Genomic DNA, 19,601 nt, shown 5'->3' with positions numbered 1-19,601 from the left:
ACCGGATGGGCCACCGGATGGCCCTCAGGAGCAGTGGTGGGGGTGGGCGTGTGAGTCAGGATGAGCGCGGGCTGAGTGACGGGCTGCAGTCCGTCGGTTCGGTCTACCGGTACGACGACGGCCTGTATGTGTGGGTGGACGACGTGGTGCCCCACGTGCTGGCGGACGCCGAGGACAGTCACGGGTACCGGCAGGGGGACGACCTGGTGCGCTGCACCCTGTCCCTGAGCAACGGCACCGGGAGGCCGTTCGAGCTCGACGGGGTCACGGTGTTGGTGCGGGGTGGGCCGTACGGCAAGACGGGCCGTCAGGTGCAGGACTACCGCAGTGACGTCATCGACGACGCGCTGGAGGGCACCCTGCGTGCCGGGCGCAGGGTCTCCGTCACGTGGGCGTACAGCATTCCGCCCGGCACCGCCGATGACCTGGACATCGAGGTCCGTTTCCCGGCCGGTGACCGGGGGAGCGTCACGTTCGGCACGGCGTCGGCGGTCGGCACGGTGGCCGACGAGCGACCTGTACCGATCGTATTCGATCAGTCCGTGCTGTTCGGTGAGCAACAGCAGTCGTTGTTCACGAAGCCGCAAGGCGCCGCGAAGTCCGTGACCAGGGCCGGGTACGCCGTCTCGGCCGCAGGCGGGAGCCGGAGACGGCACCCGTCGGACTCGACGCCGTCCCGGCCCAGCCGACCGGCCCCGGACGTCGGAGCGCCCCATCGTCGGCCCCGGAGGTCACCGCCGACGATCTGGACGCCGCCCGCGTCCGGCAGATCTTCCGGTTCCTCGCCGAGGCCGAGGAGTCGAAGACACGCCCCGTGCGCACGCTCGACGGGGCGGCCGGCGCCGTGTGGTTCTACGAGCTGCCGGACGGCGACGGCGTCGAGGTGATGACCGACGGCGCCCTCGTCGGGGACGACCCGGCCTGGCTGACCGTCGCCCGCCCCGAAAGGGAGGAAGCGCCCCAGCCCAGGGCCCTGCTCGCGCCCTGGGTGGACGAGACCCGTGTCCGCGACTTCAAGGAGCCTCGCGCCCCGCACCTGCGCCGGCGCATCGAACCCGAGTTCCCGGACTGGTCCCGGGGCATCCCGCTCGACAAGACCTACCACGAGCTCGACCGACACCCCCAGCGCGAGAAGATCGAGAAGCTGTACGCCGCCTGGGAGCAGGAATGGCTCGCCTGGGCGGAACGGCGCCGCGCGATCGACCCCCTGGTCAGGCTGTACGACCGGCTGCACAAGATGCACGAGGACGCCGCGGGCCTCGGAGAGGCGTACGAACTCGTCCTCGGACTGGGCCGGCTCACCTGGCAGACGAGCACCGGGCAGCGAGTGGAGCGACACCTCGTCACGCACCGGGCCACCCTCCAGCTCGACCCGTCCACCGGCACGCTCACCGCCGCTCCCGCCGCCGACGGGATCGGCGGCGACCCTCGGGGCGGTGCCCGCGCCCAGGGCCACCGACCCGCGCGAGTTCCTGAGCGGTCCGGCCCGACGGCCGACCCTCGCTCCGACGCCGCCGCGTGCGACGACCGCGGACAACGGAGCCGCTCCCGCACGGGCGGCGGGAACGACGATGCCCGAGGCACCGTCTGCGGCACGGCCGACAGGGGCGGCCCGCCCGGCCGTGCACGTCGTACGGCTCGATGGTCCTGCGCCGTCGTCGAGGCCGAGCCGGACCGCCCCGAGCCCTCTGCCGGTCCGGGAGATCCCCGCCGCGGCTTTCCAGCGCCTGTTCCGTGAGGTGCAGCAGTTGCAGGCGGCCGTCGATGCTCCCGCCGAGATCCCCGACGGAGCGGACGCGGCGCAGCTGGTGTTCCTCAGGAAGACCCAGGCCGAGCAACGCGACCGGCGCACCAAGCGCCTGGCCTTCTTGCGCACCTTCCTCGACTCCGTCGGCGTCGGACAGGAGGGAACGGTCCCCGACGTCGTCATTCCGGGCGCGCTGCTCCGCCTGGAGTTCGACGGTCAGGTGGACGAGGACACTCTGTACACGATCGCCGAACTTCCCACCGAGGAGGCGGACATCGTCTCTCCGTCCTCTCCTCTCGGCCACGCGCTCACCTGGCAGCCGACGGGACGCGAGATCTCGTACGACGCGTCCCGGGGCAAGTCGCGCACGGTCGTCGTGCGGGAGATCCGCGTCTGACCGCGCTGACGGCTTCGTGACCGGACGGGTGCCCTGCCCCGCGGGCCGCCTTGCGGCCCGCGGGGCAGGGCCCGGTGCGGTTCAGCCGGTGACCGGGTCCAGCATGCGGCTCCGCTCACCGCTCCAGGAGATCGCCAGCGCGTCGCGCGCCCGCGTACAGGCCACGAAGAGCAGACAGTGCTCGGCCAGCAGATCCGAGCGGTGCTGCACGGCGTCCTCGTCGGCCGGCGTCACCTGCGGGGCGAACGGCAACGCGTTGGCCGTCACGCCGACGACGGCCACACAGCGGAACTCCAGCCCCTTCATGGCATGCATCGTCGCCACGCGCACACCCGAAACCGTCGGCCCGGGGTTGTCCTTGACGGCGACAGCGGGGAGGCCTTCCCGGCGCAGGCGGGCGATGACGGCGTCGACCAGGGTGTTGAACCGGGCGCACACCGCCACTTCGGACGGCTTCACACCGTCCTGCTCGATCCAGATGCGGATCTGCTCCACCAGCGCGTGCAGTTCGTCGTCCTGGCTGCCATGGCCGCGAGCCACCGGGACGCGGCCGTGCAGCTCGGAACGGTAGCCCCGCAGCGAGTCCCGGGCGCCGTCGTCCTCGTCGTCCTCACCGAGCCGGCCCACCGGCTGACCGTCCAGGAGGGACGCGGACCAGCGCAGGATCTCCTCCGTGCTGCGGTAGTTGAGGCGCAGTCGGGACGTCCGTCCCCGCACGTTGACGCCCAGGGACCGCAGCGAGACCCGGGAGTCGTAGATGCGCTGGTGGGGGTCACCCACGAGGAACAGGTCATCGGCCTGCTCGGCCACGCAGGCACGCAGCACCCGCCACTGGGCCGGGTGCAGGTCCTGCGCCTCGTCCACCACGACGTGGCGGTAACGCGGCCCTCGCTCGGCCAGGATCCGGGCGGCCTGGTCGCACACCATGGTGTACGTCGCGGAGTCGCGGGAGGCCAGATCCCCCGTGAACTTCTCCATGACCCGCCACAGACGGGCTCGTTGGACTCGTCCCACCGGTGTGCCGCGCCCTCTGCGCACACATCTCAGGTACTCCTCCGGCGTGCGCAGTCCCTGCGCCAGGACGACGCCCCGGAACTCCTGGGACAGGAAGCGCTCCGACCAGGGCAGGTCCTCGCGGGCGGCGGCGCGGGTCCACGCGCTCTTCTCCGCCGCGGCCGACAGCGGTTTCGGCGAGCCGCCCCTGGCTTCCCGGACGACCCGGGCGGCCAGTGAGTCCACCGTCGTGACATCGACACGGTCGAGCAGACGCGCGTCCGCGTCGCCGAGCAGGAGGGCCAGGCTGTCCCGCAGGGCGGCCGCCATCGCGTTGGTGAAGGTGGTGAGCAGGATCCGGTCGTCCTCGCGTCCGGTGCGCAGCAGGTGCCTCACCCGGTGCAGGGCGGCGACCGTCTTGCCGGTGCCGGGGCCGCCCGTCACCTGGGCCGGCCCGTTGAAGCCCGCGTGGTAGGCGTACCTGCGCTGGGCGGGGTGCAGGAAGACCCGCCAGCGGGTGAAGTCCTCGGTGAGGATTCGCTCCAGCTCGCCGGGGCCGGTGACCTCCACGATCCGGTCGGGCGTGTTGAGGATCGCCTCGCTGAGCGTGACAGCCGGCCGCTCCTCCGCCGTGCGCACCGTCTGCCCGCGCGGGGCGATCAGTTGCTCCCAGACGTCCTGGGGCGAGCAGTCGGCCGCCAGGTATTCCAGTACCTCGTACTGATCAGCGGGCATCATGGGGGGCGCCATGACCGCCAGGTCGTCGGCGGTGACGCACACGCGTGCCAGTCGCAGGACCTGCTCGTCGATGCCGAGATCACGCAGTACGGTGTCGGAATGGTGCGCGAAGAGCCGGTCAGGGGTCCGGACCGCCTTCGTCTCGAAGTAGGTCTCCATCTGCTCGAGGGCCTCTACGTTGCGGACCTCCAGGCCTCCGGTGGCGCCGTTGACCGAATAGGCGCGCTTGCAGGCCCAGTTGATCGCCTCGTCGTGTGGTGCCACCCTGAGGAGGGTGAACAACTCGCTGCCGTCGTCCGGGGCGAGGAGAACGCCGCGGTAGAACCTGGTGACCCGGATGGTACGGATCCGGGGGTCGCGCGCCCGCTCCAGCTTCTCCAGATGCATTCCCTTACTGGCATGCAGCTGAGGCACGGTCAGGCTCCGGAACATCCGGATCGCGTCGTTGACCTCCTTCTGGACAGGTCTCTGCAAGGAGATCAGATCCGTGACGAAGTCGTCGGAGAGGGCGAGGCGGGGCATGGAGGTCCTCGGGTCGCGGACAGGCAGTGGGCGGCCACCAGCCTAGAGACCCACGGAGCACCGAGTGAAGGACCTCCCGAATTCGTTGTGTGAACTGAGTCAACGGGTCTATATTTCTTGTGCTGTCACACCAACGACGCACATCCCTGCTCCCACGGCCCTGTCCGGAAGGACCCACCGCATGCCGGCCCAGCCTGCCCAGGCCGCTGTTCCGCACCCGCTCGACGAAGTACCCCAGACGTTCCGCGCCGGGGACTCCTACGCGGTGCGCGACGCTCTCGTGCACTACATCCGCCGGGATCTGCTGGGTCCCTGGGACGGTGAGACGGAAACCCTGCCGAGCGCCTCCTCGGGTCCCCGCGACCGGTATCTGGTCGGCATGCTCGGTCCGCGCCCGCAAGCCGTCACCGCGGACCGGATCGCCCGTGCCGCCGCTCAGGGCGCGGACGGCGAGTCGGGCGACGAGCAGGAAGGCGAAGACGGCGACCTGCAGGACCGGCTGAGTCCCCAGGCCGCCGGACACATCTGGGCATCCTCCATGGGACTGTCCTTCACCGCCGCGGCCTCGGTCGGCACGCTCAGCGCCACGGTCCGCTGGGGCCGCTACAGCCAGTCGGGCGAGGCCACCGAGCGGGGAACGACGCGCCGGGCCTGGTCACGTGAACCGGTCGAGCGTCTGGTGGACATCGACGTGACCGACGGGGCCGACCGCACCGTTCAGCTCGACGGCGACAGCGTCGTCCTCGACGTGCAGGTACGCCGGCACACGGGCCGCACGGGCGCCGAGGATCTGCGCATAGTCGAACTCGCCCTGGTGAACCGGCAACAGGACAGCGCGGACGCGCGCGACGCGCACTGGCTCTTCCAGACCGAGATCGACGTCACCGCCTTTCCCGACGACCAGGCGGCCGTCTTCCTGCCGGTCGACGACCCCCTCGACCCCGCGAGCCACGGCAACGCGCCCGAGGACGCCGAGGAGCGGCGGCTGCGCCTGCTCTACCGGGACAGCCTCAGCCATGCCACAGGCCGCAACGTCGCCGTTCACGCGCACGTCCGCGACGGAGAGCGCAACGCGCACCGGCTGACCACCGTCTGGCTTCCCGAGTACGACGTCAGAGCGACCACCGCACCGGCACTCGAGGAGCAGGACCTCCTCCAGGGTCTGGAGCTGGGCATGGACGAGCTGGCGGCCCTCGCCGTGCCCGCCCGACGGGCCGAACTCAGCACCGCCCTGGCTCCGTTGGCCGACGGCTATGGCACGTGGCTGGAGCAGCAGCGCCGCAGTGCCGCCGCACTCCCCGAGGACCTGCGAGCGGCGGCCGAGACCGCCATCGACCAGGCGCTCGAGGTCTGTGACCGCATCACCCTCGGCATCGACCGGCTCCTGGCCGACGAGACGGCCCTGCTGGCCTTCCGGTTCGCCAACCGGGCCATGGCCCTGCAGCGCCGCAACACGGCGATCGCCACCTCCCGCACCGGCCGCGAGAACGACTCCCGCTCCTACCAGGAGGCCTACGACGAGGTGCACGGCAAGGGCAAGGCGGCAGCCAGCTGGCGCCCGTTCCAGCTGGCCTTCGTCCTGCTGAACACCGACTCCCTCACCCGGCCCGGACACCCGCACCGGGGCACCGGCCGTGAAGCCCTCGTCGACCTGCTGTTCTTCCCGACCGGTGGCGGCAAGACCGAGGCCTACCTCGGACTCGCCGCCTACACCTTCGCACTGAGACGCCTTCAGGGCACCTTGGGCTCGGGTGCGGAAGCGCGAAGCGGCGAGGCGGGCGTCGGCGTCCTCATGCGCTACACCCTGCGGCTGCTGACCGCCCAGCAGTTCCAGCGGGCCGCCGCCCTGGTGAGCGCCTGCGAGGTCCTGCGTCGCGAGGAGTTCGCGCGGGACCGGCGCTGGGGACCCACCCCGTTCCGCATCGGGCTCTGGGTGGGCACCTCCGTCTCACCGAACTGGTTCGACGAGGCCAAGGAACAGATCGCCGAAGCCAAGGAGAACGCCAGCGACAAGCACGCCCGCGTCCTGCAGGTCCTCACCTGCCCCTGGTGCGGCAGCGGGCTCACCGCCCGCTCGAACATGGAGTACGACGAAGGCCGCCGCAGGGTCCTGCTGTACTGCCCCCGTGGCGAGGGGGAGGACCTCTGCCCCTTCTCCCGTCGCGAAGCGCTCGGCGAGGGCATCCCGGTGCTCACCGTCGACGAGGAGATCTACCGGCTGGCCCCCTCGCTCTTGATCGCCACGGTCGACAAGCTCGCCCAGCTTCCCTGGAACGGCTACTCCGGCCTGCTGTTCGGCAGGGTCACCGAGTTGTGCCCCCGCCACGGCTACCGCCATGACGACCTGGACGCCAAGACCGGCTGCGGTGGCCGCCACAATGCCCGAGGCGATCTGCCCGGCGTCACCGCCCAGCCCGTCACGCGCCTGCGGCCTCCGGACCTGATCATCCAGGACGAGCTGCACCTGATCTCCGGAGCCCTCGGCACCACCGTGGGCCTCTTCGAAGCGGCCGTCGACCAGTTGTGCACGTGGAGCTTCACCGACGCGCACGGAGGACGTCACGAAGTCGGCCCCAAGATCGTCGCCTCCACGGCGACCACCAAGCGCGCCGCCGACCAGGTGCTCGGTGTCTTCGGCCGCAAGGTCGCCGTCTTCCCTCCCCAGGTGCTGGATGTCGGTGACACCTTCTTCTCCCGGCAGGTGGACCTGAGCCGGGAGAACCCCGGCCGCCGCTACCTCGGCGTCTGCGCCCACGGCACCCGTCTCAAGGCCGCCGAGATCCGTGTCGCGGAGATCCTGCTGCTCGCGGCACAGCAGCTCTTCGACGACCACGGCAGGCCGGCGGACCCGTACATGACGCTGGTCGGCTACTTCAACGCGACCCGTGAACTCGCCGGCATGCGGCGGTACATGGACGACGACATCACCACCCGTGTGCGGTCGAACGGCAGCCGCAAGGGCCAGGACACGCTGTCGGACCGCATCGTCAGCAAGGCTGGGATGCTCGGCATCCAGGAACTGACCTCACGCATCTCCTCCTCGGACGTCGGCGCGGCCCTGAAACGGCTGGAGATCGAATTCGACCCCGAGCGGGACACCTCGGTGCGCAGGCGGGCCTTCCTGCGCGAGTACGCCGCCGCCATGAAGGACAAGCGCGAACCCCGCGCGTCCATGACACCGACCGTGCGCCAAGCCGTCGACGTCGTCCTCGCAACCTCCATGCTCCAGGTCGGTGTCGACGTCTCCCGCTTCGGCCTGATGCTCGTCGTGGGCCAGCCCAAGAACACCGCCGAATACATCCAGGCGTCCTCGCGAGTCGGCCGTGACGCCGCCCGTCCGGGCCTGGTGGTGACCCTCTACAACTGGTCACGCCCCCGCGACCTCGCCCACTACGAGGACTTCGAGCACTATCACGCGACGTTCTACCGCCAGGTGGAGGCACTCTCCGTCACCCCCTACACGCGCCGGGCGCTCGACCGCGGTGTCGCCGCCACCTATGTCGCCGCCCTGCGTCACGCGGCCTACGACTTCTCCCGCAACCTCGACGCCCACCACCTCGACCTCGACGGACCGCTCGCCCAGGAGGTCGAACGGCGGCTCCTCGAACGCGCCGAACGGGTGGGAGGCGACCTGCCCCGCCAGTACCTGAGCGAACGTCTGGACCGGCTCAAGGACGAATGGCGCCGCAAACGCGACGAGAGCAGTTCGGCCCTCGCCTACCGCAAGGAGAAGCACAAGACGACCGTCGTGAACGGCCTGCTGCGACGGGCGGACGGATCCCGGTGGACCGAGCTGACCGTCGGCATGTCGATGCGTGAGACGGAGAACGAGATCAACCTGCTCCTCCCCGGCGGCGGCGCGTTCCTGGAGGAACCCTCGGGCGACGGACCCGACTGGACGTTCGGCGCGTCCGGCGCCGACCCCGACACCGACCCGGACACGGCGAGCACCGTGGACAGCGACGAGTACGGGCCCGTCACGGCCGACACGGTCAGGAAGGCACAGCGATGAGCAGCCAGGGCAGCAACCGCAGAGTCGGCGCCGTACGGCCCAGCCACCTCATGTTCACCGCCGGGATCGGCGCCCTCGTCGACCTGCCCAACTTCTCCGTCCTGATCCGTGGGATCGACTCCTGGAGTCACTCCGGAGTCACCGACTACGACATCGACGAACCCCGGCTGCGCGCCGCCGTCAACCGGTCGCTCCAACGCTACGGACGCGGCCAGATCGAGCAGTTGCGTGCCGCCCCCTGGCTGGAGGGCGCCGACGCGGACCCGAAAGGCTGGGCGGCACAAGGTGTCGGAGTGCCCGTCACGCCGTTCCCGCAGTGGCTGCGCTGCACCGCATGCAACGTGCTGGCCGCGATCGACTCGGGCGAGTTCGCCTTCGTCAACGCCAACCCACGCACGCCGCACGAGGCGAAGTTCGTCCACGACTGCAAGCGGGGCAAGCCGCTGGCGGTGGCGGCCCGTTTCACCCTCGTGTGCACCGCCGGGCACCTCGACGAGTTCCCGTACACCCCGTACGTGCACCGCGGGCAGACCTGTGGCAGGACGCCGCGCCCGAAACTGCGCATGAAGGACCACGGCGGCAACCAGGCCGCCAACGTCACCATCGAGTGCGTCGCCTGCGGTGTGAAGCGCAACATCCGGGAAGCCATGGGCGAACGAGGGCGGCGCAACCTGCCCGGCTGCCGTGGAAGGCACCCACATCTCGGTACCTACGAGACGAACGGCTGCGCCCAGGAACCGGTCCTGATGGTGGCGGGTGCGTCCAATCAGTGGTTCCCGCTCACCCTCAGTGCCCTGGCCCTGCCCAAGGCACAGGGCGGAGACATCGACAAGCTCCTGGACGACCACTGGCCCGACCTCGAACTGATCGAGGACCGCGGGCAGTTCGACTTCATGGCGCGCATGCCCAAGTTCACCTTTCTCAAGGAGTTCGACGCCGACGCGGTGGTCGCGGCGATCACGGCCCGCAAGCAGGGAACCACGGGGCCGGCCCCCTCCGCCCCCGACGTCCAGGCCGACCTTTTCGGACCCGAATGGGACGCGCTCTCCGGCCCGGTTCCCATCCCCAGCGACGACTTCGCACTCCGGCAGATGCCCGTGCCGGCCCGTCTGAGCGAACTGTTCTCCGACGTCAGGCAGGTCGAGCGGCTGCGTGAGGCACGGGCACTGATCGGGTTCACCCGGCTCGACGCGCCCGACCCCGAATCACCGGAGATCGCCACGCGCGTCGAGCTGTCCCGCGGGGTCCGAGACTGGGTGCCGGCCAGCGAGGTGCGCGGCGAGGGCGTGTTTCTGCGCGTACGGGACGGTCTGATGTCCGAATGGACCGCCCGTATGGAGAAGTCACCGCAGATGGATGCGCACAGACAGGCGTACGCACGGTTCCGCGCCAACCGGAAGTCGGACCGCAAGACGAGCGACTTCGACCCCTACTCCGGTTGGCCCGGAGCGCGGTACATCGCCCTGCACACCCTCTCCCACCTGCTGATCCGCACCATCGCCCTGGAGTGCGGCTACAACTCGGCCTCGCTCGCCGAACGGATCTACGCGGGGGACGAACAGAATCCGAGGACGGGCGTCCTCATCTACACCGCCGTCCCGGACTCCGAGGGCACCCTGGGCGGTCTGGTGTCCCTGGCCGAAGAGCGGGAGTTCGACCGGATCGTGCGCCGGGCCCTGACTGACGCCCGCCACTGCTCGGCCGACCCGCTCTGCGCCGAGCGCCTGCCGCAGGACCCGGCGGACTTCCTCCACGGAGCCGCGTGCCACGTCTGCCTGTTCGTGTCGGAAACCACGTGCGAACGCGGCAACAGGTTCCTGGACCGTCGGTTCCTCGTCCCGCTGACCGGGGACCAGGATCCGGTGCTGACGCCGGTCGGTCTGCTGCCGTGAGCCGACCCGCGTTCGAGGGCGCCGCCGAGGCCGCCATCGCGGCCCTCGGCCTCTCCCGCAGCAAGGATCTCGCCGGCCTGCTCGCCCGGGGACGCAGCAGAGAACGGATACTCACCGAACTGGCGACTCCAGGAGTCACCGCGGCTGTCGCGGCGTTCTACGATGCCATGGAGTCGGAGTCGATACCTCCCTCCGAGGCGGCTGCCTACGTGCGAGGCTATGTCGCCGCCCGGCGGACAGCCCGGGACATCGTCCAGGTCCGCACCGTGTGGAGCGGCCCCTCGACACCGGCGGTGCCGGTGCGGGCTACCGCTCAGGTACTGGTCGAGGTCATCAACGAGGCGCAGCACGAGCTGCTGGCGATGACGTATGCGGCTCGTCCCTATCCCGCCCTGACCAGAGCCCTCACCGAGGCTGCGGGCAGGGGAGTCCGGACGCATGTCGTGGTCGAGACCCTGGCCGGCGCAGGCGGCCTGCTCTCAGGGAGGGAACCGGCTGAAGCGTTCGCCTCCGTGCCCGGACTGCTGCTGTGGGTCTGGGCACGGGACCCGGCCGAACGGGGCCGCTCACGCCAGCACGCCAAGCTCGCGGTCGCGGACCGTCGCACTCTCCTGCTCGGCAGCGCCAACCTGACCGAGTCCGCCACGCGGCGCAACATCGAGGCGGGTGTCCTGGTGACCGGCGGTGAAGCACCGCGACGCACGGCAGAGCACATCGTCGAGATGCAGCGTCTCGGCATCCTCAGGCCCTTCCCGCCGCGTGAGGCTGCCGGTTGACCACGCGACCGTGCACGGGGTGGAGGCTCGTCGGCTCCCAGCCCCAGCGCGGCGCGGCGTCCGCGAGTAACGGGCCCATACTCTGGCGGCGGACCCACCCGCGTCCGGGATCGCCACGGCAAGACGCCTGGCGGGGATGTCGATGAGCTTGATCCCATACCCGTCACGGCACCCGTGCCGGGTGGTCGGCGGCCGGTGGACGTTCGCGTTCCGGTGTGCGACACCGTGATCGCGGAGGACGGCCCGCACTGCGGAACGAGGATGCTTCCGTCACGGCGGCGCGCATGACGCTCTTGTCCCGGACCCGCTCGACGGTCGCCACGGGCAGCCCGGGCAGGTCGAGTGCCGCGGCGACGCGCGCGGTCGCCGTCACATAGATGTCGGAGCCCGACAGCACCGCCTCGAACGGCTCGGTCCGGTGCAGTTCGAGCACGGCCGCTTCGAGGGCGGCCTGGTCGTTGGTCTCCACCGTCAGCACCGAGTCGGCCGCCGCGCGCACGGCGTCGGAGAGCCGGCGGTCGCCGGAGTCGGCGGTGGCGACGACGACCCGCAGTCCCATCTCGGCCGCGACGCCGATCAGGGTGGCGCCTCCGGAGGAGGCGGGTTCGACCACGAGGACGCGGGCAGGACGAAGTGCATCTGTGTGCGGCAAAAGCGAAATCCCCCGGGGCGCAGCTGTATGGACCGGACTCGCGATCGCGATCCTGATCGCGATCTTTCTATCCGGGCGCCTTGGCCCCGGTCAATGGATCACCGCAAAATTGTCTGCGAGAGCGAATCTGAGCCGCATTTTTTCCGGCATGAGGGCCCTGTCGACGCATGCCTGGCTCCCGGAAGCGACCGAACGCCCACCGGTCGCAGGATCGCGGCATGGCCTGCTCGGCGTCGGCGGGCAGCGACTGCGGCCGTGCGGCGCCCCACGTGATCCTGCCGAGGGGGGCGGTCGGCTCCGTACCGATCCAGGAAGGCATTGCGCTCCGCGTCGTCCCCGGGGCCTTCAAGCGGATGTATTGGCCCGCCCGTGCTATGGCGAGGGAGGGGCCAGGTGCGGGCTGCGGAGCACGAGCAGCGTGATCTCGCTGGGGGCGAAGACGCGGAACGGCGGGCCCCAGAAGCCGGTGCCACGGCTGGTGTAGAGGAGGGTGCGGGGGCCGTGGTGGCTGAGGCCGGCAAGGGCGGGCTGGTCGATGCCGACGAGATGGTGGAAGGGCCAGATCTGGCCGCCGTGGGTGTGGCCGGAGAGCTGGAGGTCGATGCCGGCGGCTGCCGCACGGTCGACGAACTTGGGCTGGTGTGCCAGGAGCAGCACGGGCAGGTCGGGGTCGGCGCCGTCCAAGGCTCCGGCGAGGTGGGCGCGGTGGCCTGCCAGGCCGGAGGACTCGGCGGTGACGTCATCCACGCCGGCGACCACGAGGGTGTCGCCGCCGCGTTCGAGCAGCAGGTGGCGGTTGCGCAGGGGCTCCCAGCCCAGCTCGTCCATCAGGTCGACCCAGCCCTGGGCCTCGCTGTAGTACTCGTGGTTGCCGGTGACGTAGACACGGGCACGGCTGGCCCGCACCGTACCAAGGGGGGCGGCCTGGGCGCGGCGGCGTTCGGCCGTGCCGTCCGCGATGTCGCCGGTGTGGCAGACCAGGTCGGCATCCAGAGTGTTCACCGTGTCGCAGACCCGTGCCGACCAGCGGGCGCGGTCGAGGGGGCCGTAGTGGGTGTCGGTGATGAGGACGACGCGGATGCCGTCCAACCCGGCACCCAGCCGTGGGAGTTGAACGTCCAGTCGGCGCACGCGCGGCACGCGGCGGGCTTCGGCGTATCCCCAGGCGAGCAGTACGGCCGTGGTGCCGAGGACGGCCCAAGTGACCATCCGGGCCCGGTCCTGGCTCTCGCCGACGCCGGACACGGTCAGGGCGAGCCGCAAGAGGACGCCGAGCAGAACGGACCAGGTGAACAGGATCCAGCTGGCGCCCAGCAGGGTGTCACCGACGATCGCCGCCCGGTCCTGCTGGCGCCGTCCGTGGCCGCGCGCCATCGCGAGCGGCATACCGACGAGGCCGAGGGCGAACAGGGCGGTGCCGACCAGGGTGACGGGCAGCGGCCAGTGCTGGCCGGTGTGCAGGAGCACCCAGCAGGGCACGGTCCACAGCAGGACGGGGGCGATCAGGGGGAGGTAGCGCATCAGGCGGTGCAGTCGGCTCTGCCGCGGAGCTTGCGCTTCGCTGTCGGCGGAACGGGCGTTGCTGGTGTCGGTCACGCTTTCCTCCCTGACCAGGCTGCCGTCTCGCGCACTGTATCCGGTCGCCCTCGGACCCGGCGGACCGCGTTCATGGGCTGGGCACCCTTGGTGCGAAGGGCTCTCCGAGGAATGGCAGGGCTCTGCCGCAATCAGCTCCTTCAGACGAGCCGGGACCATTCGAGCAGGTGGGAAGCCTGCTCGCCCGGAACTCGGGCACCACCGCGGAGCCCGAGGCAAGACCGTCTGGGCCGAGCAGCCCCCTTCCGTTCGGGTGTGATCGGGAGTGGTCGATTGCATGCGCGAGTTCGGCGGCCAGGAGGAGATCTGCCGCTCCACCAGGATGGTCGGCACCGGCAGATCGCCGATCCAGTCGATCATCTCGTCGACGCCGTCGCCGTCGAGGTTTGGGGGCCAGGAGCAGCCCCTGTACCTGCTTGGCCTCGATCAGCCGGCTGATCTGCCGGCGGTCCTCGGCCTGGTCGTAGCTGGAGCCGCGCAGCTGGAGCTGGACACCGAGGACAGCGGCGGCCGCGCGTGGCTGCCCCCGTTATGTTTTCCGCCCCCGGCAGCCCGTACCGAGAGGAGAACCATGCTTCACCTCCGTCCCGCCGGCACCACCACCCGGAGCGCCCGCTCCGGTAGATCTCCCGTGCGCCGACGCCTGCTCGGCCGTGTGCTGGCCGCCGCGCTGACCACCTTGGTCGCCGTGCCCGTCAGCCTGCTCACAGGTGCCTCACCGGCCGCCGCGGCCGTGGACCCCACGCAGTTCAGGGGCGTGAACTGGGCCCGTGTCGGAGACAACTTCGGCGACGCCCCCCTCGTTCTCGACGGAATGAGCGCGACCGACACCTACGCGACCGTCAGGGCCAATGCGGACGCCGTCTACAGCGGGTTCCAGAGCACCGTCGGCGCCAACACCGTACGGCTGCCCATCAACCGGAACTCCGTCCCCGGCACGGCATGGGGCGACGCCTACGCCGGAGCCGTCGACGCCGCCACGGCCAAGGGCTTCAACGTCGTCCTGTCCTACTGGGAGGACGCGGCCTCCTCCGCCGGCAAGGTCGTCGACACGGCCACCTTCAGCGCGATGTGGGACGCCGTCATCGCCAAGTACGGCTCCAACAGCCGGGTCTACTTCGAGCCGATGAACGAACCCCACGGCTACAGTGACACGGACTGGCGCAACTTCGCCGCCAACTGGATCGCCCGCTACCCGGCCCTCCCCAAGGAGCGGATCTTCGTCAGCGGCACCGGCTACAACGGCGACGTCACCTCCGTGTGCGGTGACAGCCGCCTGGCCGGGACGTACCTCTCCCTCCACCTCTACGCGTTCCAGTTCAGCGCCCGCTCCTACACCGACTGGGTCAGCCTGTTCAACTCCCGGATCGGCACCTGCGGCGCCCGTACCGTCCTGGGGGAGTTCGGCGTGCCGCTGGACGACGGCCGCAACTACAACGACGCGGGCAGCACGGACAACTACGTCCGTTACATGCGCGCCGCCACCGACACCGTCCGGGCCAAGGCGATGGGCTGGTACTCCCTCTACGCCCTCCAGGGCACCGGCACCAACCTGTCGCTGAGTGTCCGCAACACCACCATGGTCGACCGTCTGGAGTACGCCTGGAACACAGGGGACGGCTCGCCCACCACGAGCCTGCGCAACGCCGGCGTCCCGGGCTGCCTCGACGTCCCCGGTGCCGCCCAGGTGAACGGCACCCAGACCATGATCTACACCTGCAACGGCGGCGCCAACCAGAAGTGGACCAGGACCGCCGGCGGCGAGATCGCCGTCTACGGCGGGGCCAAGTGCCTCGAAGCCACCGCGGCGGGCACGGCCAACGGCACGGCGGTCGGCATCAACGACTGCAACGGCGCGGCCAACCAGAAGTGGACCTTCCACTCCGACGGCACGATCCACGGCGCCCAGTCCGGCCGCTGCCTCGATGTCAAGCAGACCACGTCCAGGACCCAGCTGTGGGACTGCTGGGGCGGCAGCAACCAGAAGTGGCAGATCGTGTGACCGCACGGCACCGCGCCGCACCGCGCGAAGCGGCACACGATGACGCTCGACGGCGCCCAGTTGGTGCTTTCGGGTACGACCGGTCCTCCGCCCGGATTTCCGCGGCGGCCGGTAGTGACGGTTCGGCGCGGGATCCGGCAAACGGGGCTGCGTGCTGCGATCGCGACCGGTTGCTTCCGCAATGTCCATTCTTGGTCAAGATCCCTCAGCGGCGGTGACGTGATCTATGTCTCCGACGTGATCGAGGGATCCATGGGCCACTCGATGTCCGCACTTCTCGGGACTGCTGTCAGTGCCATGGAACGTGCCAGCTCACGGAGGGGGCGCGCTCGAAAGGAACCCTCGGCTACCGAGCGGTAACACAGTGCTGCCGGAAGCTGTCGCGCCGTCACGGTCAGTGGTGTGCCTGTTCGGTGTCTGCTACGTTCATTCCTACTGGACTGAACAGTTCAAAAGCCCTCAACTCCCGTTGTGTGACCGTCCTCCCGCAGATGGACGCCGCACTGACCTGCCTCACAAGGGCAGATGAAGGACGAAAGGACAATCAGGGATGACCAGGGGGACCTATCCCGCCGCGCCTGCGGAGCCCGATCTCCGGTCCGTAATGCGTCTGTTCCCGACGGGCGTTGCCGTCCTGTTGGCCGGTCGCGGTGACGAGACCGTGGCCACTACGGTCAACTCGCTCACATCCGTCACGCTCGAGCCTCCGACCGTGCTGGTGTCGCTGCGAAAGTATTCGCGAGCGCACACAATCACCTCCGCCGCCGGAGGGTTCTGTCTGAGCTTCCTCTCCGGGCTGCAGGGTGACCACGCCAGGCTCTTCGCCTCCAGGAACAAGCCCACGGGGCACGAACTGGAGAAGTACTTCGGCATCGCCGCCGACGGGGGCCGCATCCTCGACGGTGCCCTGGCCACGCTCCACTGCACTGTCTCCACCACTCACCTCGAAGGTGACCACTGTCTGTTCCTCGGCCGAGTCACCGCCGCTCACCACGGCGACACGGACCAAGGCGCACTGCTGTTCCACCAGGGCCGTATGGCCTCCGTCTGACCCGGCCGCCCGTGTACTCCACCGTGCGTGCCGTCCGTGGTGCGATCCGCTCCGACGCGAACACCCGCGAGGCCATCGCCCGCGCCACCGTCGACCTTGTCGACGGGGTGCTCCAGAAGAACGACCTACGGCCCGAGGACATCGAAGCCCTGATGTTCACGATGACCTCGGATCTGACCGCCGACATCCCACCGCTCGTCCTCGCCGAACAGGGCGTCCTGGACGTGCCGTGTCTGTGCGCGGCCGAGCCCCGCTGGGACGGGGAGATGCCGAGGGTGATCCGGGTGATGGCCTTCGTCCGCGAAGGGCCCGACCAGCCCCTGGAGCACGTCTACCTGAGTGGTGCCGCTCCCACGAGGCCAAGCCTCGATCCACGTCCCGGGCACAGACCCTGAACCGGGTGTCTCGCCGTCGTCTCCCTCGCCCCTCTCGACCGAGGATGCCTCCCCATGCCCGAAACCACGCTGTCGGCTGCCCTGGACAAGGCCGGACACGCAGTCGACAACGACCCCTCCCGCATCGTCCGCCCGGCGCGAGCCGGCGCCAACGTGTCCATGTTCGAGTCCCGTCGCGTCCCCGCCGTCATCCGTCCGACCAGCCCGCACCAAGTGCCCGGCATCGTCCGTGCCTTCGGCGACGACGAAGCGCCGCCACTCCACGCCGTCTCCACCGGGCGGAACTGGGGCCTCGGCTCACGTGAGCCCACCCGCCACGACACCGTCCGCATCGAACTCGACGGCCTCGACCGTATTCGTGACCTCGACACCCGGCACGGCTGGGCCGTCATCGAACCCGGAGTGACCCAGCGACACCTCGCCGCCGAACTCTCGGACACCCCGCGCATGCTGAACGTCACGGCCTCCTCCGGGCATTCGAGCGTCCTCGGGAACGCCCTGGACCGCGGAGTGGGGCTCCGCCGTCAACGCACCGACGACCTGGTGGGCCTGGAAGTCGTCCTGCCGGACGGCGAGCAGATCCGAGTCGGGTGGTGGCCCGCCGAGGACACCGCCACGGCGCCGAACCCGTACGGACTCGGGCCCTCGCTGCTGCACCTGTTCACCCAGTCCGACTACGGCATCGTCACTGCCGGCGTGATCCGCCTCCTGCCACGCCCCGAGATCCAGCGGGTCCTCCGCCTCACCTTCGACCGCGACCGGCTGTCCGCGGCGGTCGACGAGTTGCGGCGCTGGCACGCTCAGGGCCTCGTGCACGGTGTCCTCAAGATCTACGACACCACCTCGTCCACCACCTACGGGACCAGCGCACAGGGCGGATACCTCGTCCACGTCCCCCTCGGCGGCACCGGCGAAGTGGTGGCGGCCCTCACCGACACCGCATGCCGACTTGCCGACGCCTCGGGCCTGTTCACCTCGGTCGCCCGCTCGGACCAGGAGCCTCCCGCGGATGATGACATCGTTTCCCTGGTTGTCCAGCACGGCTACGCAGGAGACGTCGCCCATCACGAGGCGATGCTCCGTTCCGCGGTCGGGCAGGCAGCCCCGGGGGTGGACGACCACGGAGGCGGCTGGATCTTCTTCCTTCCTCTCGTCCCCTACACCGGCAGGGACGTCACCGCCGCCCTCCGCCTCCTCGACCAGGTGCACGCCGAGACCGGCATACGGCCCGGAGCGACCGTCAACGCCCTGGATCCGGATGTCATCGACCTGGTGGTCTCCCTCCGGTTCGCGCGGACCGCGGACGAGACCGCGCGGGCGCACCAGGCCCTGGACTTGCTCTACGAGCTGTTCACCGAAGCCGGATACCTCCCCTACCGCCTGGACGTCGACCACGGGGAGTGGACCGACCGGCTCACCGATCCCGGCGCGCTGGCCCTCACCCGGCGTATCCGGGACGTGATCGACCCCCACCGTGTGATGGCGCACGGCCGCTACACCTGACAAGGAGCCCCATGACCACCGCGACCCTCGCGAACACCGCGAGCATTCCGAAGACCGCCGACGCGATCATCGCCCGTGCCCGGGAGATCCGGCCCGTCCTGCGGGAGAACGCGGCACGGATCGAAGAGAACCGGCGTCTGCCGGAGGACATCGTCGAACTCCTCCGCTCCGCCGGCGTCTTCCGCGCCACGATGCCCAGGGCTTGGGACGGACCCGAACTCACTTCCGTCGAACAGATACGGCTCTTGGAGACCATCGCCCAGGGCGATGTGTCCGCCGCCTGGTGCTCCATGATCGGAATGGACTCCGGCATCTACTCCGGCTTCCTCGACCAGGAGACAGCCCGCAAGCTGTACTCCTCGCTGGACACGGCCCAGTCCGGATGGATCTACCCCCAGGGCCGGGCGGAACGCGTGACCGGCGGATACCGCGTCTCGGGACAGTGGCGCTTCGGATCCGGCACCACGCACTGCGACATGCTCGCCGCCGGCTGCACCGTCTACGAGAACGGCAGTCCCGTCATCGACGACGCGACGGGCCGGGGGCTGTGGCGGGTCGTGCTGGCCACCCCCGACCAGTTCGAGCACCTCGACACCTGGTACACGACCGGTCTGGCCGGCTCCGGCTCCATCGACTACCAGGTCGACGATCTGTTCGTGCCGGCCGAGCACTCGTTCTCGTTCGCCGAACCCGTGCGCAGCGGCCCGCTGCACGACGCGCCGGACGCGATCCTGCGCAAGATGTCGGGCATCCCCCTCGGCCTCGCCCGCGCGGCGCTCGACCATGTACGGGAGATGGCCGGCCATCGCGTTGACCGCGAGACCGGTCTGGCCTGGTCCCAGGACCACCGGGTGCAGATGGCCGTCGCCGAGCTGGAGATGGAGCTCACCGCGGCGCGGACCGCCGTGTACGCGAGCGTCGAGCGCCAGTGGAACGCGCTGGAGACCGGCACCGAGCTCTCCGCCGACGAGCGGGTCCAGACGGCCCTGGCCCGCTACCACGCCTTCCGCACCGCACGCCGCATCGTGCACCGGCTCTACGACCTGGTGGGCGGGTCCTCCGTGTACCGCAGGAAGTCCCCGATGGACCGGTGGCTCCGTGACGCCAACACCATGTGCCAGCACGCCGTCGCGCAGGACTCCATTCTGCAGCTCACCGGAAACGTGCTCCTCGGCGGCAGGTCCACCTCCCCCTTCTTCTAGTAGGACTCCGTTAGGTGTGTTTGCCTGTTGTGTCTCGTCGGGGGCACGGTGGGTGTATGGATATGCGGCAAGTGGAGGGCCTGCGGGCGGAGTTAGCCGGGTTCGTGGCGGATGTGTTCGCGT

The 19,601-nt window shown here is 70.1% G+C and carries 14 protein-coding genes; 11 read left to right on the top strand and 3 right to left on the bottom strand.

Translation table 11 applies throughout. The annotated features are described in order from the left end of the window. The first annotated feature begins 50 nt into the window (after positions 1-50). From C1J00_RS46515 to C1J00_RS07880, 3 genes are read left to right on the top strand one after another with little or no spacing between them, the layout of a single operon-like run. Entirely contained in the window at positions 51-887 is an 837-nt protein-coding gene (locus C1J00_RS46515; protein WP_245936251.1) for a hypothetical protein, read from the top strand. Next, complete coding sequence (locus C1J00_RS46510) at positions 815-1,738, top strand: hypothetical protein (protein WP_245936250.1); 924 nt, start codon at positions 815-817, stop codon at positions 1,736-1,738. The genes C1J00_RS46515 and C1J00_RS46510 overlap by 73 nt, the downstream gene beginning before the upstream one ends. A gap of 1 nt (position 1,739) precedes the next feature. Then, positions 1,740-2,144 (top strand): hypothetical protein, encoded by a 405-nt coding sequence (locus C1J00_RS07880; protein WP_245936249.1) that lies wholly within the window; start codon positions 1,740-1,742, stop codon positions 2,142-2,144. An 81-nt stretch (positions 2,145-2,225) separates the two neighbouring features. Here C1J00_RS07880 and C1J00_RS07875 read toward each other — a convergent pair whose 3' ends face one another. Beyond that, a complete protein-coding gene (locus C1J00_RS07875) occupies positions 2,226-4,397 on the bottom strand; it encodes a UvrD-helicase domain-containing protein (protein ID WP_102908307.1) in 2,172 nt (723 codons plus the stop codon). A 181-nt stretch (positions 4,398-4,578) separates the two neighbouring features. On the opposite strand from C1J00_RS07875, the gene drmA reads away from it, so the two are divergent. Genes drmA through drmC form a run of 3 tightly spaced genes read left to right on the top strand, consistent with a single transcriptional unit; the run spans position 4,579 to position 11,077 of the window. Continuing rightward, entirely contained in the window at positions 4,579-8,409 is a 3,831-nt protein-coding gene (drmA, locus tag C1J00_RS07870; RefSeq protein ID WP_219728329.1) for a DISARM system helicase DrmA, read from the top strand. Further along, positions 8,406-10,301: a DUF1998 domain-containing protein gene (gene drmB / locus C1J00_RS07865; RefSeq protein WP_102908306.1), complete on the top strand. Its 1,896-nt coding sequence runs from the start codon at positions 8,406-8,408 to the stop codon at positions 10,299-10,301. Before drmA ends, drmB begins: the two co-directional genes overlap by 4 nt. Beyond that, positions 10,298-11,077 carry a DISARM system phospholipase D-like protein DrmC gene (drmC, locus tag C1J00_RS07860; RefSeq protein WP_102908305.1) on the top strand — a complete coding sequence of 260 codons (780 nt, stop codon included), beginning with the start codon at positions 10,298-10,300 and terminating at the stop codon, positions 11,075-11,077. The genes drmB and drmC overlap by 4 nt, the downstream gene beginning before the upstream one ends. Before the next feature lie 163 nt (positions 11,078-11,240). On the opposite strand, the gene C1J00_RS07855 is transcribed toward drmC, so the two are convergent. Then, positions 11,241-11,690: an ATP-grasp domain-containing protein gene (locus tag C1J00_RS07855; protein ID WP_102908304.1), complete on the bottom strand. Its 450-nt coding sequence runs from the start codon at positions 11,688-11,690 to the stop codon at positions 11,241-11,243. A 411-nt stretch (positions 11,691-12,101) separates the two neighbouring features. Continuing rightward, a complete protein-coding gene (locus tag C1J00_RS07850) occupies positions 12,102-13,325 on the bottom strand; it encodes a metallophosphoesterase (RefSeq protein WP_102908314.1) in 1,224 nt (407 codons plus the stop codon). A gap of 277 nt (positions 13,326-13,602) precedes the next feature. On the opposite strand from C1J00_RS07850, the gene C1J00_RS07840 reads away from it, so the two are divergent. The 5 genes from C1J00_RS07840 to C1J00_RS07820 all read left to right on the top strand — a co-directional run bounded on the left by C1J00_RS07840 (position 13,603) and on the right by C1J00_RS07820 (position 19,478). Continuing rightward, the gene (locus tag C1J00_RS07840) at positions 13,603-15,327 is read left to right on the top strand and encodes a ricin-type beta-trefoil lectin domain protein (RefSeq protein ID WP_245936248.1); all 1,725 of its coding nucleotides are present in this window, start codon (positions 13,603-13,605) and stop codon (positions 15,325-15,327) included. Between the two features lie 550 nt (positions 15,328-15,877). Then, positions 15,878-16,378 carry a flavin reductase family protein gene (locus tag C1J00_RS07835; RefSeq protein ID WP_102908302.1) on the top strand — a complete coding sequence of 167 codons (501 nt, stop codon included), beginning with the start codon at positions 15,878-15,880 and terminating at the stop codon, positions 16,376-16,378. Positions 16,379-16,389: 11 nt separating this feature from the next. Beyond that, on the top strand, positions 16,390-16,773 hold the full coding sequence (gene aroH / locus C1J00_RS07830) for a chorismate mutase (RefSeq protein ID WP_102908301.1): 384 nt from the start codon (positions 16,390-16,392) through the stop codon (positions 16,771-16,773). A gap of 54 nt (positions 16,774-16,827) precedes the next feature. Then, entirely contained in the window at positions 16,828-18,276 is a 1,449-nt protein-coding gene (locus C1J00_RS07825) for an FAD-binding oxidoreductase (RefSeq protein WP_102908300.1), read from the top strand. Between the two features lie 11 nt (positions 18,277-18,287). Continuing rightward, on the top strand, positions 18,288-19,478 hold the full coding sequence (locus C1J00_RS07820; protein ID WP_102908299.1) for an acyl-CoA dehydrogenase family protein: 1,191 nt from the start codon (positions 18,288-18,290) through the stop codon (positions 19,476-19,478). The last annotated feature ends 123 nt before the right edge of the window (positions 19,479-19,601 follow it).

The sequence above is a fragment of the Streptomyces cahuitamycinicus genome (assembly GCF_002891435.1).
GTDB lineage: Bacteria > Actinomycetota > Actinomycetes > Streptomycetales > Streptomycetaceae > Streptomyces > Streptomyces cahuitamycinicus.
The sequence above is the reverse complement of the archived record's forward strand: the minus strand, read 5'-3'. Positions and strand labels throughout refer to the sequence as shown.

What these genes read in the sequence shown, in the direction of transcription:
- C1J00_RS07840 (WP_245936248.1), top strand. Translation starts at nt 13,603, where the DNA reads ATGCGCGAGTTCGGCGGCCAGGAGGAGATCTGCCGCTCCACCAGGATG.
- drmA (WP_219728329.1), top strand. Translation starts at nt 4,579, where the DNA reads ATGCCGGCCCAGCCTGCCCAGGCCGCTGTTCCGCACCCGCTCGACGAA.
- C1J00_RS07825 (WP_102908300.1), top strand. Translation starts at nt 16,828, where the DNA reads ATGCCCGAAACCACGCTGTCGGCTGCCCTGGACAAGGCCGGACACGCA.
- C1J00_RS07875 (WP_102908307.1), bottom strand. Translation starts at nt 4,397, where the DNA reads ATGCCCCGCCTCGCCCTCTCCGACGACTTCGTCACGGATCTGATCTCC.
- C1J00_RS07820 (WP_102908299.1), top strand. Translation starts at nt 18,288, where the DNA reads ATGACCACCGCGACCCTCGCGAACACCGCGAGCATTCCGAAGACCGCC.
- C1J00_RS07835 (WP_102908302.1), top strand. Translation starts at nt 15,878, where the DNA reads ATGACCAGGGGGACCTATCCCGCCGCGCCTGCGGAGCCCGATCTCCGG.
- drmB (WP_102908306.1), top strand. Translation starts at nt 8,406, where the DNA reads ATGAGCAGCCAGGGCAGCAACCGCAGAGTCGGCGCCGTACGGCCCAGC.